The 14,345-nt window shown below is 73.1% G+C and carries 16 protein-coding genes; 10 read left to right on the plus strand and 6 right to left on the minus strand.

Annotated features, from left to right (window positions below; translation table 11 throughout):
• Window positions 1-12: 12 nt before the first annotated feature.
• Complete coding sequence (locus ACQEVJ_RS16540; RefSeq protein WP_433101817.1) at window positions 13-1,026, minus strand: NAD-dependent epimerase/dehydratase family protein; 1,014 nt, start codon at window positions 1,024-1,026, stop codon at window positions 13-15.
• A 151-nt stretch (window positions 1,027-1,177) separates the two neighbouring features.
• Here ACQEVJ_RS16540 and ACQEVJ_RS16545 point away from each other — a divergent pair, with 151 nt between their 5' ends.
• The gene (locus ACQEVJ_RS16545; protein ID WP_433101819.1) at window positions 1,178-2,329 is read left to right on the plus strand and encodes a cellulose binding domain-containing protein; all 1,152 of its coding nucleotides are present in this window, start codon (window positions 1,178-1,180) and stop codon (window positions 2,327-2,329) included.
• Between the two features lie 59 nt (window positions 2,330-2,388).
• Window positions 2,389-3,672 (plus strand): cytochrome P450, encoded by a 1,284-nt coding sequence (locus ACQEVJ_RS16550; RefSeq protein ID WP_433101821.1) that lies wholly within the window; start codon window positions 2,389-2,391, stop codon window positions 3,670-3,672.
• On the opposite strand, the gene ACQEVJ_RS16555 is transcribed toward ACQEVJ_RS16550, so the two are convergent.
• Window positions 3,660-4,814 carry an RtcB family protein gene (locus tag ACQEVJ_RS16555; RefSeq protein WP_433101823.1) on the minus strand — a complete coding sequence of 385 codons (1,155 nt, stop codon included), beginning with the start codon at window positions 4,812-4,814 and terminating at the stop codon, window positions 3,660-3,662. The genes ACQEVJ_RS16550 and ACQEVJ_RS16555 overlap by 13 nt on opposite strands.
• Before the next feature lie 116 nt (window positions 4,815-4,930).
• Between ACQEVJ_RS16555 and ACQEVJ_RS16560 the strand changes: the two genes are divergently transcribed.
• The gene (locus tag ACQEVJ_RS16560; protein ID WP_433101825.1) at window positions 4,931-5,959 is read left to right on the plus strand and encodes a phosphotransferase; all 1,029 of its coding nucleotides are present in this window, start codon (window positions 4,931-4,933) and stop codon (window positions 5,957-5,959) included.
• Between the two features lie 190 nt (window positions 5,960-6,149).
• Window positions 6,150-6,584 carry a hypothetical protein gene (locus ACQEVJ_RS16565; protein ID WP_433101827.1) on the plus strand — a complete coding sequence of 145 codons (435 nt, stop codon included), beginning with the start codon at window positions 6,150-6,152 and terminating at the stop codon, window positions 6,582-6,584.
• 19 nt (window positions 6,585-6,603) lie between these two features.
• Here ACQEVJ_RS16565 and ACQEVJ_RS16570 read toward each other — a convergent pair whose 3' ends face one another.
• Complete coding sequence (locus ACQEVJ_RS16570; RefSeq protein WP_433101829.1) at window positions 6,604-6,936, minus strand: cupin domain-containing protein; 333 nt, start codon at window positions 6,934-6,936, stop codon at window positions 6,604-6,606.
• Between the two features lie 268 nt (window positions 6,937-7,204).
• Here ACQEVJ_RS16570 and ACQEVJ_RS16575 point away from each other — a divergent pair, with 268 nt between their 5' ends.
• The 4 genes from ACQEVJ_RS16575 to ACQEVJ_RS16590 all read left to right on the plus strand — a co-directional run bounded on the left by ACQEVJ_RS16575 (window position 7,205) and on the right by ACQEVJ_RS16590 (window position 9,757).
• Complete coding sequence (locus ACQEVJ_RS16575; RefSeq protein WP_433101831.1) at window positions 7,205-7,627, plus strand: YjdF family protein; 423 nt, start codon at window positions 7,205-7,207, stop codon at window positions 7,625-7,627.
• A gap of 194 nt (window positions 7,628-7,821) precedes the next feature.
• Window positions 7,822-8,811, plus strand: coding sequence for a GTP 3',8-cyclase MoaA (gene moaA / locus ACQEVJ_RS16580; protein WP_433101833.1), 990 nt, complete (start codon window positions 7,822-7,824; stop codon window positions 8,809-8,811).
• 41 nt (window positions 8,812-8,852) lie between these two features.
• The gene (gene mobA, locus ACQEVJ_RS16585) at window positions 8,853-9,473 is read left to right on the plus strand and encodes a molybdenum cofactor guanylyltransferase (protein ID WP_433101835.1); all 621 of its coding nucleotides are present in this window, start codon (window positions 8,853-8,855) and stop codon (window positions 9,471-9,473) included.
• Between the two features lie 11 nt (window positions 9,474-9,484).
• Window positions 9,485-9,757, plus strand: a complete 273-nt coding sequence (locus ACQEVJ_RS16590) for a DUF6457 domain-containing protein (protein ID WP_433101837.1) — start codon at window positions 9,485-9,487, stop codon at window positions 9,755-9,757.
• A 291-nt stretch (window positions 9,758-10,048) separates the two neighbouring features.
• Here ACQEVJ_RS16590 and ACQEVJ_RS16595 read toward each other — a convergent pair whose 3' ends face one another.
• Entirely contained in the window at window positions 10,049-10,372 is a 324-nt protein-coding gene (locus ACQEVJ_RS16595) for a DUF3099 domain-containing protein (protein ID WP_433101839.1), read from the minus strand.
• 85 nt (window positions 10,373-10,457) lie between these two features.
• On the opposite strand from ACQEVJ_RS16595, the gene ACQEVJ_RS16600 reads away from it, so the two are divergent.
• Window positions 10,458-10,673: a dodecin gene (locus ACQEVJ_RS16600; protein WP_079314915.1), complete on the plus strand. Its 216-nt coding sequence runs from the start codon at window positions 10,458-10,460 to the stop codon at window positions 10,671-10,673.
• A gap of 3 nt (window positions 10,674-10,676) precedes the next feature.
• On the opposite strand, the gene ACQEVJ_RS16605 is transcribed toward ACQEVJ_RS16600, so the two are convergent.
• A complete protein-coding gene (locus ACQEVJ_RS16605) occupies window positions 10,677-12,059 on the minus strand; it encodes a metallopeptidase TldD-related protein (RefSeq protein WP_433101841.1) in 1,383 nt (460 codons plus the stop codon).
• Window positions 12,056-13,552: a TldD/PmbA family protein gene (locus ACQEVJ_RS16610; protein ID WP_433101843.1), complete on the minus strand. Its 1,497-nt coding sequence runs from the start codon at window positions 13,550-13,552 to the stop codon at window positions 12,056-12,058. The genes ACQEVJ_RS16605 and ACQEVJ_RS16610 overlap by 4 nt, the downstream gene beginning before the upstream one ends.
• A 77-nt stretch (window positions 13,553-13,629) precedes the next feature.
• Here ACQEVJ_RS16610 and ACQEVJ_RS16615 point away from each other — a divergent pair, with 77 nt between their 5' ends.
• Complete coding sequence (locus ACQEVJ_RS16615) at window positions 13,630-14,334, plus strand: beta-ketoacyl-ACP reductase (RefSeq protein WP_433101845.1); 705 nt, start codon at window positions 13,630-13,632, stop codon at window positions 14,332-14,334.
• The last annotated feature ends 11 nt before the right edge of the window (window positions 14,335-14,345 follow it).

Raw genomic sequence — 14,345 nt, forward strand, 5'->3', positions numbered from 1 at the left:
GCGAGCCGTATGTCAGCCGGCCAGCGGGGCGTGGGCCAATTCCCGCATGCCGTCCGCGAAGCGGATCCGGGCTCGGAAGCCGAGGTCGGCGGCGGCGCGGTCCGGGGAGGCCACGATGTGCCGCACGTCGCCGAGCCGGTAGCGGCCGGTGACCTCGGGGGCCGGTCCGCCCCGCGCCGCGCTGAGCGCGTCCGCCAGGTCGCCGATCGTGCGAGGCTCACCGCTGGCCACGTTGTAGGCGCGAAGCCGGCCTGCCGGGGCGGACTCCAGTGCGTCGAGCGCGGCGAGGTTGGCCGCCGCGACGTCCCCGACGTGGACGAAGTCCCTGCGCTGGCCGCCGTCCTCGAACACCAGCGGCGCCCGCCCGGCCTCCAACGCGGACCGGAAGATCGCGGCCACGCCCGAGTAGGGGGTGTCGCGCGGCATGGCCGGCCCGTACACGTTGTGGTAGCGCAGGGCGACCGCCGCGCCGCCGGTCTCGCGGGCCCAGTTGGCCGCCAGGTGCTCCTGGGCGAGCTTGCTCGTGGCGTACGCGTTGCGCGGATCGGCCGGGACGTCCTCGTCCACGGTCCCCGGCGCCGGCGGCCGCCCGCAGCGCGGGCACGCGGGCTCGAACCGCCCCTCGGCGAGGTCCTCCTCGGTCCGGGGGCCGGGGCGCAGGCGGCCGTGCTCCGCGCAGTCGTAGACGCCCTCGCCGTAGACCACCATCGACGAGGCCAGGACCAGCCGGGCGACCCCGTGCCGCGCCATCGCGGCGAGCAGCACAGCGGTCCCGAGCGCGTTGACCGACACGTACTCAGGGAGGTCCCGCACGTCGACGCCGAGGCCGACCTTGGCCGCCTGGTGCACGACGGCGTCGGCGCCGTCGAGGGCGCGGCCGAGGGCCTCCTCGTCCCGCACGTCACCGGCCGCGACGTCCTCGCCGCCGCGCAGGTCGAATCCCCGCACCTCGTGCCCAGCGTCGCGCAGCAGCCCGGCGACGCGGCTCCCGATGAAACCGGCCGCGCCGGTGACCAAGATCTTCATCTCGTGACGGTAGCAACGACCCGCCTCGCTGAAAGTTTCATGTTCCTTACGGAACGACCGGCGCGGACGCGAACGGAGTTGACTGGACCGCCCCGGCGATCGATGATCCGGGCGATGTCGTCGGCGGATCGTCGTCCCAAAGGGGTGGCTCGTGTCCAGACTGTCGTGGCCGGCCGCGTGGACCGCGGCGGGCACCGTCGCCGCCGCGCTGCTGGCGGCCAACATCGCCGCGCCGCCCGTCCTCGCGACGAGCGCGGCACCGGCGTACGCCGCTCCCGCCTTCGCGGACGACCCGAGCCCGCAGCCGAGCGGGTCCCCCGGGACGGGCACCACGCCGACGACCCCGGGCGAGGTGCGGGCCTGCCCGCCGCCCCTGCCCACGGGCGGCACGCCCCAGGGCGTGGTCGGCCTCTGCTGGACGGCGTCCACCGACGACGTCGGCGTCACCGGCTACGAGGTCTACCGCCTCACCACGGACGGCTTCGTCAAGGCGACCTCAACCACGTCCACGATCACCGTGATGACCGGCCTGACCCTCGGCCGCACCTACACGTTCTACATCGTGGCCAAGGACGCCGAGGGCAACACCAGCCGGCCCACCGCGCCGTTCAGCACCGCGGCGGTCACCGGCATGTCCGTCTCGCCGAGCCCCGGAACGGGCGACACGACCCCGCCGACCAAACCGATCGGGATGCAGGCGAACTGCCTGCCGGACTTCCGAGGCACGTCGTTCTGCTGGACCCCGTCCACCGACGACGTCGGCGTCGCGGGCTATGACGTCTACCGGCGCACCGACACCGGCTGGACGCGGGCGGGCACGGCCTCCGGCACCGCCCCGTACTTCACGGAGGGCAACCTCGTCACCGGCCAGTCGTACGTCTACTTCGTCGTGGCCAGGGACGCCGCGGGCAACCTCAGCCTGCCGTCCGACCTGGTGACGACCGTGGCGTCGGCGGGCTTCCCGACGTATTCGCCGCCCCCGGTCAGCTGCAAGATCAAGTACGACTGGTGGCCCTGGAGCGGCGGCTTCACGTCCACCGTGACGATCACCAACCTCGGCCAGACGGCGATGAACGGCTGGACGCTGCGCTTCGTCCTCCCCGACGCGGGACAGAAGATCGCCAGCGGCTGGTCGGCCACCTGGTCGCAGTCGGGCAAGGACGTCACCGCCGTGAACACGTCGTGGAACTCGGTGATCCAGGGCGGCGCGTCCCTGCAGATCGGCTTCAACGGCACTTCCACGGGCGCCAACCCCGAGCCCACCGGCTTCACGCTCAACGGCGGAGCCTGCATCCGGGGCTGACCGCCGTATCGGCCCCATCGGACCGTTTCCCGGGGGCTAATCGGGGCAGGCAGGACGGTATGCCGCTGCTCGACACCACGCTGCTCCTGCTGTTCGAGGGCTACGCCTGGCTGCCGGCCCGCTGGCGGGAGACCCAGGGAGAGATGGTCCACACCCGGCTGATGGGCCAGCGCGCCGTCGTGCTGCGCGGGCCGGACGCCGTCCGCTTCTTCTACGACGACAACCACGTCCAGCGGGCTCCCGCGCTGCCCGAGCCGATCAAGAGCACGCTGTTCGGCCACGGCGCCGTGCACACGCTCGACCAGGCCGCGCACCGGGCGCGCAAGGGCATGTTCATGTCGCTCATGACACCGCTGAGCGTCGCCGCCCTGGTAGGCGAGACCGTCGCGGCGTGGGACGCGGCGGTGGCGACGTGGCCGGGCAGGGGACAGGTCGTGCTCTTCGACGAGGCCGCCCGGTTCATCACCCGGGGGGCGTGCCGGTGGGCGGGCATCCCGCTCACCGAGGAGGAGACCGGGCCCCTCGCCGCCGACCTCGTCGCGATGGTCGACGGCTTCGGGTCGCCGGGCCCGCGGCACTGGCGGGCCCGCGGCGCCCGCAGGCGCCGCGAGGCGTGGCTGGCGGGACTGGTCGAAGACGTGCGGCGCGGGTCCCTGCGGGTGCCGGACACCTCGGCGCTCGCCGTGGCCGCCCGCCACCGGGAGCCCGACGGAGAGCCGCTCGCGCCCCGGATCGCGGCGGTCGAACTGCTCAACCTGGTGCGCCCCACCGTCGCCGTGAGCTGGTTCCTCATGTTCGCCGCGCACGCGCTGCACTGCTGGCCGGTCAACCGCGTCCGGCTGGCCGAGGACGCCGACGGCACGTACGCCGAGGCGTTCGCGCACGAGGTGCGGCGCTTCTACCCCTTCGCGCCGTTCGTCGCGGGAAAGGCCGTCAAGGACCTCACCTGGAAGGGCGAGCCGATCCTGGCCGACTGGCTCGTGCTGCTCGACGTCTGGGGCCAGAACCACGACCCCGCGCTCTGGCCGAACCCGTGCACGTTCGACCCGCAGCGCTTCGTCGGACGCGAGATCGGCCCGTACGACCTGATCCCGCAGGGCGGGGGCGACCCGGCGGACGGCCACCGGTGCCCGGGCGAGCCGGTCGTCGTGGGCCTGCTCGAGGCCCTCGCGCCGCGGCTGGCCAGGCTGGACTACACCGTGCCGGAGCAGGACCTCACCATCTCGCCGTACCGGATTCCGGCCCGGGTGGCGAGCGGTTTCGTCCTGCGTCCGGCCGGCGCCGCCGTGCCCCGCGAGACCGTGGGGGCGGAACGGCGGCGCCCCTCCGTTCATCCCTTGTAGTTGAAGACCTGGCGCAGCGTGTGCCGGACCTCCACGAGGTCCTTCTGGTCGGCCATCACCTGGTCGATCGGCTTGTACGCCTCGGGGTGCTCGTCGACCAGGGCGGCGGCCCGGTCGGAGTTCCAGGTCCGGCCGCGCATCGCCTCCCTGAGCGAGGCCGGCGACAGCTCACGCTTGGCCCGGCTCCTGGACATCCTGCGCCCCGCGCCGTGCGAGCAGGAGTTGTACGACAGCGGGTTGCCCCGCCCGTGCACGATGTAGGACCGGGTGCCCATCGAGCCGGGGATCACACCCTCGTCCCCGGTGTCCGCCTTGATCGCCCCCTTGCGGGTGATCCACAGATCCTTGCCCTGATGGGTCTCCATCTGGGTGAAATTGTGGTGGCAGTTGATCGTCCTGACCCGCGTGCCCGCGCCGACGACCCGGAACAGCGCCTCGATCAGCACCCTGTCCATCCGCGCCCGAGACGCCATCGCGTAGCGCTGCGCCCACAGCATGTCCTCGATGTACGCGGTGAACTCCGGAGTGCCCTGGGTGAAGTAGGCGAGGTCGTAGTCCTCCAACCCGATCCCCAGGCTCCGCATGAGCCGCTTCGCGCCGGTGATGTGCGCGGTGGCGAGCTGGTTGCCGATCCCACGCGAGCCGGAGTGCAGCACGGTCCAGACCCGGTCGCGCTCGTCGAGGCAGACCTCCACGAAGTGGTTGCCCGAGCCGAGGGTCCCGAACTGGCAGGCCACGGTGTTCTCCTGCTTGGGCGTCAGGCCGGTGTGCGGCCGGCCCAGCTCGCCGAGCGCGCGGTCCACCGTGCGGTCGTCGTGCCCCTTGCCCACGCCCGCCGGGATGCGCCGCTCCACCAGCCGCATCAGCGGGTCGAGCGAGTCGGGCAGGTCGGCGGCCGTGAGCGTGGTCTCGGTCGCGACCATGCCGCAGCCGATGTCCACGCCGACGGCGGACGGGATGATCGCGCCCTCCGTGGGGATCACGGAGCCGACCGTCGCGCCGATGCCCACGTGCGCGTCCGGCATGAGCGCGACGTGACCTGGCACGAACGGCAGGCGCGCCGCCCGGGCGGCCTGGTCGATCGTCCCGTCGTCGATCTCGCTCGCCCAGGACAGCACCTTCGGGGCGATGTGCTTCGGCATCGTGGTTCTCCTCCTCGGTCGAGATCCACTGTGCCGGGGACCGGCGGGAATCCCAACCGAATATCCGCGCGGAAAGTCGTTTGCCGCCCTACCCGCCCGCCGCCCATCATGCCGGAATGAGCGACGATTCCCGGGACCCCGGCGGTCAGGACGAGGAGGAGCGGCAGCGCCGCCCCGGCGACGACGGCCCGCCTCCCGTCGCCGGCGGCGTACGACTGCCGTGGACCGCGGTGCCCGCGCACCTGCGGCTGGCCGTCGAGCTGCGTCTCGGGGACCGCGTGACCGAGGCCGTCACCCAGCCCGGCGGCTTCTCCCCGGGGGTTGCGGCCCGCCTGCGGCTCGCGGGTGGTGGCAGGGCCTTCGTCAAGGCGGTCGGGCCCGAGCCGAACCCGGTCAGCCCCGGCATCCACCGGTCGGAGGCCCGGGTGGCCGCCGCGCTGCCGGCCACGGCGCCCGCGCCCCGGCTGCTCGCGTCCTTCGACGAGGACGGCTGGGTGGTCCTGCTGTTCGAGGACGTCGAGGGACGGCCGCCGGCCCAGCCCTGGGACCCGGCGGAGCTGGGCCTCGTGCTCGGCGCGATGGCCGAGCTGGCCGAGTCGCTCACCCCCGCGCCCGTGGCCGTGCCGCCGGCCGCCGAGCGGCTCGCGGAGGAGTACCGGGGATGGCGGCGGCTGGCGGCCGGTGTGGACGGCCCCGGTGTGGACGGATCCGATGCCGCGTGGGCCCGGCGGCACCTGGACCGGCTGGCGGAGCTGGAGGCGGCCTGGGGCCGGGCGGTGGAGGGCGACACGCTGGCCCACGCCGACCTCCGGGCCGACAACCTGCTGCTCACCGCGGACGGACGCGTGTATGTGGTGGACTGGCCCTGGGCGTGCCTGGCGGCCCCGTGGTTCGACCTGCTCGGGATGCTCCCGAGCGTGGCCATGCAGGGCGGGCCGCCGCCGGCCGAGGTCTTCGACGGCCACCCGGTCGCGGCGAAGGCGGACGGCGACGCCGTCACCTCGGTCCTGGCCGCCGTGACCGGCTTCTTCCTGCAGCGGGGAAGCCTCCCCCCGCCGCCGGGCCTGCCCACGCTCCGCGCGTTCCAGCTCGCGCAGGGCCGGGCGGCGCTGGCCTGGCTGCGGCAGCGGACCGGCTGGAAATGACGAAGCGCTGCGGGGGTAGCGAGGACGGCGGCGAGCGGCGGTTTCCGGCCGGCACGTGACCCCTGGTTCGGGGACCGCGCCGCACGCGTGGAACCCTGGGCGACGGCGGAAGCCGTGATCGGCAGGACGGCTCGCCGGAGCCGGGCCCCGTCGGCCCGGCCGATTTCGCGTGCGCGAGAGGATAGCGACGATGAACCCCGCCTCGGCCGCAGTGGGCGGCGCGGCCACCTTCGTCTGGCTCGGAATGGTGCTGGCGATCTCCTTCCTGGAGGCGCCCCTGAAGTTCCGTGCGCCGGGGGTGACGATCCCGATCGGGCTCGGCATCGGCCGGCTCGTCTTCCGCGCGCTCAACGCCGCCGAGGCCGTGCTGGCGGTCGTCGTGATCGTGGCGATCGCGACCGGATCGCCCGCCACCGCCGCGGTGGCGCTCACGGCGGTCGCAGCGGCCGTCCTGGTGATCCAGATCGCCGTCGTACGCCCGCCGCTCAACCGCAGGTCCGACCGCGTCCTGTCCGGCGAGGACCCGGCGCTGCACAGGTCGAAGGCGCACCTGTACTACGTGGTGCTGGAGGCCGTGAAGGTCGTGTCGCTGCTCGCCCTGGGCTGCGTCCTCCTGGCCGCCTAGCTTCGCCCGGCGGGCGCGGTCAGGGGAGTTTGACGACCGTGAGCAGGACCGCGCTGTCCTCGAGCGCTTCGAGGCCGTGACGCGCCTCGGGGATGGGGATCAGATCCCCCTGCCTGCCCTCCCATGACGCGCCGCCGCTGGTGAGCCGTACGTGCCCGAGGAGCACGACCAGGGTCGCCTCGCCAGGGTTCTCGTGCTCGGCCAGGGCGGCCCCGGCCTTGAGGGTGAGCAGCGTCTGCCGCAGCGCGCGGCCGGGGCCCCCGTGGACCGTGTCCGCGGCGCGCCCGCTTGAGGCGGCCGTGGCCCGTTCGAGCAGTTCCCTGGCGTGTGTGCCGAGAGCGATGATCTCCACCCTCCCAGTATCCCCAGGAGCCCGCATCAGGACCCGTCCCCGTCACCGCTGGTCTCCGCTGTCCCGGGGCGGACGCCTGTATCCTGGTCGCGCACACGAAAACGCGGTCCCGGTCGGTAGCCCGGGCACCCGTCGGCCTCCGGTTCGGAACCGGTGCCGGCGGTCCTCGTATCCGCCTCTCGTGTCCCCTCGGGGAGCCTCGGAGGATGTCCGGTGTGCCGGAAAGCGGCTTCGCCAAGCCGCCTGTCGGCATACCTGTGGAGGCATCGTGGTTTCCCTGTCCGTCTACTTCGAGAGCCCGTTCTGGGTGGGCGTCCTGGAGATCGCCGAGGACGGCGAGCTTCGCGCGACCCGGTTCGTCCTCGGCTCTGAACCCACCGACCCCGAGCTGTACGAGTTCCTCATGCGGCACGGAGTCGCCCTGCTCGAACGCGCGGAGGCGGCCCCCGCCGTACGGGTGGAGGGGCGCGGGGGGCGGCGTGTCAATCCCAAGCGGGCGGCCAAGCTGGCCGCCCGCGCGGCGGCCCGGGTCACGCGGCGCGGCACCGCCGCGCAGGAGGCGCTGCGGCTCGAACTGGAGAGCGGCAAGAGCGAGGCGCGCGTGAACCGGCGCGAGCGCGAGCGCGCGCTGGCCGAGCACCGGCGCGAGGTCGCCCGTCGCAAGCGGATCGAGCGCCGCCGCGACCGCTGACTTCGCGCGGCGGTGGTCGCGCCGCCCGCGGTCCGCTGGGTGGCCGGCGGCGGCGCACCGTCGCGAACCTGCCCCGGGGACGGGCCCCTTTCCGTCCGTCCCGGGGCGGGGGAATCACTCCGAGGTGACCGAGGTTGTCGCCATTGTGACGGCAGGGCTTAGGCTTGAGGCTCTCTGGGGTTGGAGGTCCTCTCGTGCTGGTTGACTCGTTCGGACGGGTCGCGACCGATCTGAGGGTGTCGCTGACCGACCGGTGCAACCTGCGGTGCGCGTACTGCATGCCGCCCGAGGGCCTCGACTGGCTGCCCAAGCCCGAGCTGCTCACCGGCGAGGAGATCGTCCGCCTGGTGACGATCGGCGTGGAACGGCTCGGCGTCCGGGAGGTCCGCTTCACCGGTGGCGAGCCGCTGCTGCGGCGTGAACTCGCCGAGATCGTGGCCGCGACCGCCGCGCTGCGCCCGCGCCCCCAGGTGTCGCTGACGACCAACGGGATCGGCCTGGCCCGCCTGGCGGAGCCCCTCGCGCGGGCCGGTCTCGACCGCGTCAACGTCTCGCTGGACACGCTCGACCGCGACGTGTTCGTCCGGCTGGCGCACCGCGACCGGCTGCGCGATGTGCTGGACGGGCTTGAGGCGGCGACGGCGGCGGGCCTCACGCCGGTCAAGGTCAACGCGGTGCTGATGCGCGGCGTCAACGAGCACGAGGCCGCGCCGCTGCTGCGCTTCTGCCTCGACCGGGGATACGAGCTGCGCTTCATCGAGCAGATGCCGCTCGACGCCCAGCACGGCTGGAGCCGCGACGACATGATCACGGCCGACGAGATCCTCGGGCTGCTGAAGGACTCCTTCGACCTCAGCGAGGACGACCCGCGCGAGCGGGGCAGCGCCCCCGCCGAGCTGTTCCTGGTGGACGGCGGCCCGCACCGGGTGGGCGTGATCGGCTCGGTCACCCGGCCGTTCTGCGGCGCCTGCGACCGCGTCCGGATCACCGCCGACGGCCAGGTCCGCAACTGCCTGTTCGCCACGGAGGAGTCCGACCTGCGTACGGCGCTGCGTTCGGGCGCCCCGGACGAGGAACTGGCGGCGCGGTGGGTCGCGGCGGTGCGGGGGAAGAGGGCCGGGCACGGCATCGACGACCCCGCGTTCCTCCAGCCGGCCCGCCCGATGTCGGCCATCGGCGGCTGACGGAGTCCCGAGAGAGTCCCGAAAGAGATCAGGGAGCACCCGTGCGTCCCCGTCCCGCCAGCGGCGCCGGTGAGGCGCCCTGCCCGCCGCCGTACGACGCCGTGATCCTGGCGGGGGGCCGGGCCGAGCGGCTCGGCGGGGCGGACAAGCCGGGCGCGCTCGTCGGCGGGCTGCCCCTCGTCGAGCGGGTGGCGTCGGCGGTCCGCGACGCCCGCGCGGTGGTCGTGGTGGGCCCGCCCAGGGACATGCCGGGCGCGCTGTTCACCCGTGAGGAGCCGCCGGGCGGCGGACCGGTTCCGGCGCTGCGCGCCGGGCTCGCCGAGGTGACGTCACCGCTGGTCGTCCTGCTCGCCGCCGACCTGCCGTTCGTCCTCGCCGGTCATGTCAGGGCGCTCCTGGCGGCCGTGCCGGAGGACGGCGCGGGCGCGGTGCTCGTGGACGACGAGGGCCGCGAGCAGTGGCTCACCGGTGCGTGGCGGACGGCGGCCTTGCGGGCCGCGCTCGGCGCGTACGAGGGGCGGTCGCTGCGCGGGCTGCTCGGCCCGCTGGGGCCGGTGCCCGTGCGCCCGCCGGTGGCGCCCGGGGAGACCCCGCCGTGGTTCGATTGCGACACCGTCGACGATCTGCGCGCGGCCCGCGAGCGGGCCAGAGGTCGCGAGTGAAGGGAGTGCGTGTGAACGTGCTGGAGGAATGGACGGCACTGGTCTGCAGCGAGCTGGGCATCGACCCCGCCCGGGTGGACCGGGCCGCGCTGCTCGACCTGACCAGGGATGTGGCGCACGGCGTGGCGCGGCCTGCCGCCCCGCTGACCGCCTATCTGGTGGGGCTGGCGCAGGGGGCCGGCACCGCGCCGCCGGACGTCGTGGAGCGGGTGTCCCGGATGGCGAAGGACTGGGCGGAGACGACCGCGCAGACGCGCGCGACTCCTGACACCCCCGACTCCTGACACAGGATTCCACGGCCCCGGCGCCGCGTAGAGGGGAAGGGCGGGCGCCGGGGGCCGCTCGGCGGAAGGGCCGTCCCATGCGGGGGGACGACCGCGACGGCCGGTCCGTGAGGCCCGTGCGAAGTCGTCGGAAATAGGGCGACGCCGGGTGGTTACGGGGGCAAACCACCCGGCGTCGCTTCATCGGCGTTCCGACGGGGGCCCGGAACGCCGGCACCAGCGCTCCGACGGGGGACCAGAGCGCTTGGCTAAACTGTACACCTCCAACCCATGGGTTGCGTCAAGACTTTGTCACGACCCGATCTCGCGTCGATGGCGTGGTATCTCGTTTTGGTTAGGCGAGGTCAAGTCCGGGGGCGGAGGAGGCTCGTGACCTCTCTGATTGGCCCCGATAACGGCAAGGTAAGGCAAAATAACCGCCCCCGCCACGAACAGCGCCTTGACGGGCCAGGGAGCGGGCACCGCTACGGCCAAAATGAGGCAGGCGAGCCGGATGCCCATCTTGATGAGGTAGCTGATCTCACGCTTGCGCACGTCGTCGGACAGCGACGGCTGAGCGTCCGTCACCTGGTGAACGACCGGGCGGTCTTTTCGCAACCTGCGCCATGGATTCACGATTTCCACGGTAGACCCCGGGGGAGGCGGGGGTGACGCCCGCACGGCGATACGATCACGCGACAGGCACAGGCAGGAGGACGTGATGTCGGACCGCACCTACCGGGTGACCGAGATAGTGGGCACCTCGGCCGAGAGCGTCGACCAGGCCATCCGCAACGGCGTCAGGCGCGCCGCCCAGACGCTGCGGCACCTGGACTGGTTCGAGGTGACCGAGGTGCGCGGGCACATCGTGGACGGCGAGGTGGCCCACTTCCAGGTCGGCATGAAAGTGGGCTTCCGCCTCGAGGACGCCGAATAGGACTCAGCTGGCCTGGCTGACCGTCGACATGTTGAAGTCGGGCACCCGGACCGGCGGCATGACGGCGCGGGTGAACCAGTCGTTCCACTCGCGTGGCAGCGTCTGCTCGCTCGGGCCCACCTCGCTGAGGCGGCCGAGCAGGTCGACCGGAGACTCGTTGAACCGGAAGTTGTTGACCTCGCCCACGACCTCGCCGTTCTCGACGAGGTAGACGCCGTCCCTGGTCAGCCCGGTCAGGAGCAGCGACTGCGGGTCGACCTCCCGGATGTACCACAGGCAGGTCAGCAGCAGGCCACGCTCGGTCGAGGCGATCATCTCCTCCAGCGAGCGGCCGCCCTCGGGCCCCGTCATGACCAGGTTGTCGATCTGCGGGGTGGTGGCGAGACCGGTCAGCTCGGCGGAGTGCCGGGTCTGCACGAGGTTGGCCAGCGTGCCGTCGCCGATCCACTCGGTGCGGTCCAGGGGCAGGCCGTTGTCGAAGACCGACTGCTCCCGGCTGGAGGCGTGCGCGACGACGAACGGCGCGCACTCGACGCCGGCCCGCGCCGGGTCGCTGTGGAGCGAGATCGGCAGCGTCGAGAGCCGCTCGCCCACACGAGTGCCGCCGCCGGGCCGGGAGAACACCGTACGGCCGTCGGCGGCGTCGCGCGCGCCGGCCGCCCAGTACAGGTAGATCATCAGGTCGGAGACCGCCGTCGGCGGCAGGAGCGTCTCGTAGCGGCCGGGCTCCAGGCTGATCCGCCGCTTGGCCCAGTCCAGCCGCCGGACGAGCGTCTCGTCCAGGGCGGCCACGTCCACGTCGGAGAAGTCGCGGGTGGCCACGCCCGTCCACGCCGAGCGCGTCATGTCCGTGGACTTGGCGTTCAGTTCGAGCCGCCCGGTCGGCTGGTCGTGGCGCAGCCGCAGGCCCGTGGACGAGCCGACGAACGTCGAGGTCACGCTGTGCTCGGCGAAGCCGTACAGCCTGCGGCCGGAGGCGTCGGCAGCGGCGAACGCCTCGCCGAGGGCGGGGGCGAAATCCCCGAACACGTCGATGGAGGTCGGCTCCACCGGGCGCTCCCAGCCCTCCCCGGCCGTGCCCTCCACCAGAGGCCGGGCGTCCTCCGACGGCCGGGCCTCCCGCGCGGCGCGGTCCGCCGCGGCCACCACGTCGGCCAGCTGGTCGGCCCGTACGGCGGAGCGCGAGACGACTCCCACTCCGGCACCCACGACGGAGATCACGGTGAGCCGGGACGAGCGCGCGACCCCGTTGGTCGTCAGCGTGTTGCCGGCGAAGCGGAGGTTGGCGGTCGAGCCCTCGTCCGCGATGACGACGCAGCCGTCGGCCTCGCTCAGCGCGAGCGCCCGCTCCACCGTCTCCTGCGGTGTGGTCACCCCGTCGCTCACTTGCTGCCACCCTCCTGGACGGTGTTGAGGATCCGTACGCCGCGGAACAGGGCCGACGGAGCGCCGTGACTGACCGGCGCGACCTGGCCGGGCTGGCCCTTGCCGCAGTTGAAGGCGCCGCCGAGCACGTACGTCTCCGGGCCGCCGACGGCCTCCATGGAGCGCCAGAAGTCCGTCGTGGTCGCCTGGTAGGCCACGTCGCGCAGCTGCCCGGCCAGGCGGCCGTTCTCAATGCGGTAGAACCGCTGGCCCGTGAACTGGAAGTTGTACCGCTGCATGTCGATCGACCAGCTCTTGTCGCCGATGACGTAGATCCCGCGCTCGACCCGCGAGATCAGCTCGTCGGTGGAGGGGCCGTCCGCCGCCGGCTGGAGCGACACATTGGCCATCCGCTGGATCGGCACGTGCCCGGGGGAGTCGGCGAACGCGCAGCCGTTCGACCGCCCGAGGCCCTTCAGCAGCGCCATCCTCCGGTCGAGCTGGTAGCCCACCAGCGTGCCCTCGCGGACGATGTCGAACGACTGGCCCGCCACGCCCTCGTCGTCCCAGCCGACGGTGGCCAGGCCGTGCTCGACGGTGCGGTCGCCCGTCACCGTCATCACGGGCGAGCCGTAGTGCAGGGTGCCGAGCTGGTCGAAGGTGGCGAACGAGGTGCCGGCGTAGGCCGCCTCGTAGCCGAGCGCCCGGTCCAGCTCGGTCGCGTGGCCGATCGACTCGTGGATCGTCAGCCACAGGTTCGACGGATCGATCACCAGGTCGTACGGCCCGGCCTCGACCGAGGGCGCCTTGAGCTTCTCGTCCAGCAGGTCGGGGATCTCGGCCAGCTCGGCGGGGAAGTCCCAGCCGGTGCCGGTCAGGTACTCGTACCCGCGGCCGACCGGCGGGGCCAGCGTGCGCATGTCGTCGAACCGGTCGCCGTCGGCCCGCATCGCCGTCAGGACGGGGTGCAGCCGCACGCGCTGCTGGGTGGTCACCGTGCCCGCCGTGTCGGCGTAGAACTTCTGCTCCTTGACCTGCATGAGCGAGGCCGAGACGTGGTCGACCCGGCCGAGCAGGCCGGACGACCACTCCGCCAGCAGCGCCGCTTTGTCCGGCAGCGGCACGTCGAACGGGTCGACCTCGTAGGCCGACACCCAGGTCACGTCGTCGTACACCGGCTCGGGGGCGAGCTCCACCGGCTCGCGGTTGATGGGCGCGCTGACCGCCGCCACCCGCACGGCCTCCTCGGCGGCCCGGGCCGCCGCCTCCGGGGTCAGCTCGATCCCGGACGCGAAGCCCCAGGTGCCGTCCTTGATCACTCGTACGGCGAAGCCGAGGTCGTCGGCGTCCGAGGACCCCTCGAGCCGGGCGTCGAACAGGCGCAGCGTCTCGGCGCGCACGCGTTCGAGCCGGAACGAGGCGTGCTCGGCTCCCAGGTCACGGGCGCGCTGCAGGGCCGCGTCCGCCAGCCGCCGCAGTGGCAGGGCGAGGAAGTCGGGGTCGATCTGGCGCATGTCCACGATCCTAACCCTGTGATCTTGTGCCCTGCGGACAAGTGGACTACCCCCAAGTAGCCGATACGGTCGGTCACATGGTTCGCTCTGTTCTCGTCACCGGCGGAAATCGCGGCATCGGCCTCGCGATCGCCCGCGAGCTCGCCGCCGCGGGGGACGCCGTCGCCGTCACCTACCGTTCCGGCGAGCCCCCGGAGGGGCTGTTCGGGGTTCGCTGCGACGTGACGAGCTCCGCCGACGTCGACGCCGCCTTCGAGAAGGCCGAGGCCGAGCACGGCCCGGTCGAGGTGGTAATCGCCAACGCGGGGATCACCAAGGACACGCTGCTGCCGATGATGAAGGAGGAGACCTTCACCGACGTCATCGACACGAACCTGACCGGCGCCTACCGCGTCGCCAAGCGGGCCGTGCGCCCCATGCTGCGGATGCGGCGCGGACGCATCATCCTGATCTCCTCCGTCGTGGGCATGCTCGGCTCGGCCGGCCAGACGAACTACGCCGCCTCCAAGGCCGGCCTGGTCGGCTTCGGCCGGTCGCTGGCCCGCGAGCTCGGCTCGCGGGGCATCACGGTCAACGTGGTCGCGCCGGGATTCGTGGAGACCGACATGACCGCGGTGCTCGACGAGGCGCAGCAGGAGCAGATCCGCAAGAGCATCCCGCTCGGGCGGCAGGCGCACGCGGAGGAGATCGCGCGGGTCGTCAGATTCCTGGCGAGCGAGGACGCCTCCTATATCACCGGGGCGGTCATCCCCGTCGACGGCGGCCTCGGCATGGGCCACTGAGCGGACGACAG

Source organism: Microbispora sp. CA-102843, from assembly GCF_050936215.1.
Classification (GTDB): domain Bacteria; phylum Actinomycetota; class Actinomycetes; order Streptosporangiales; family Streptosporangiaceae; genus Microbispora.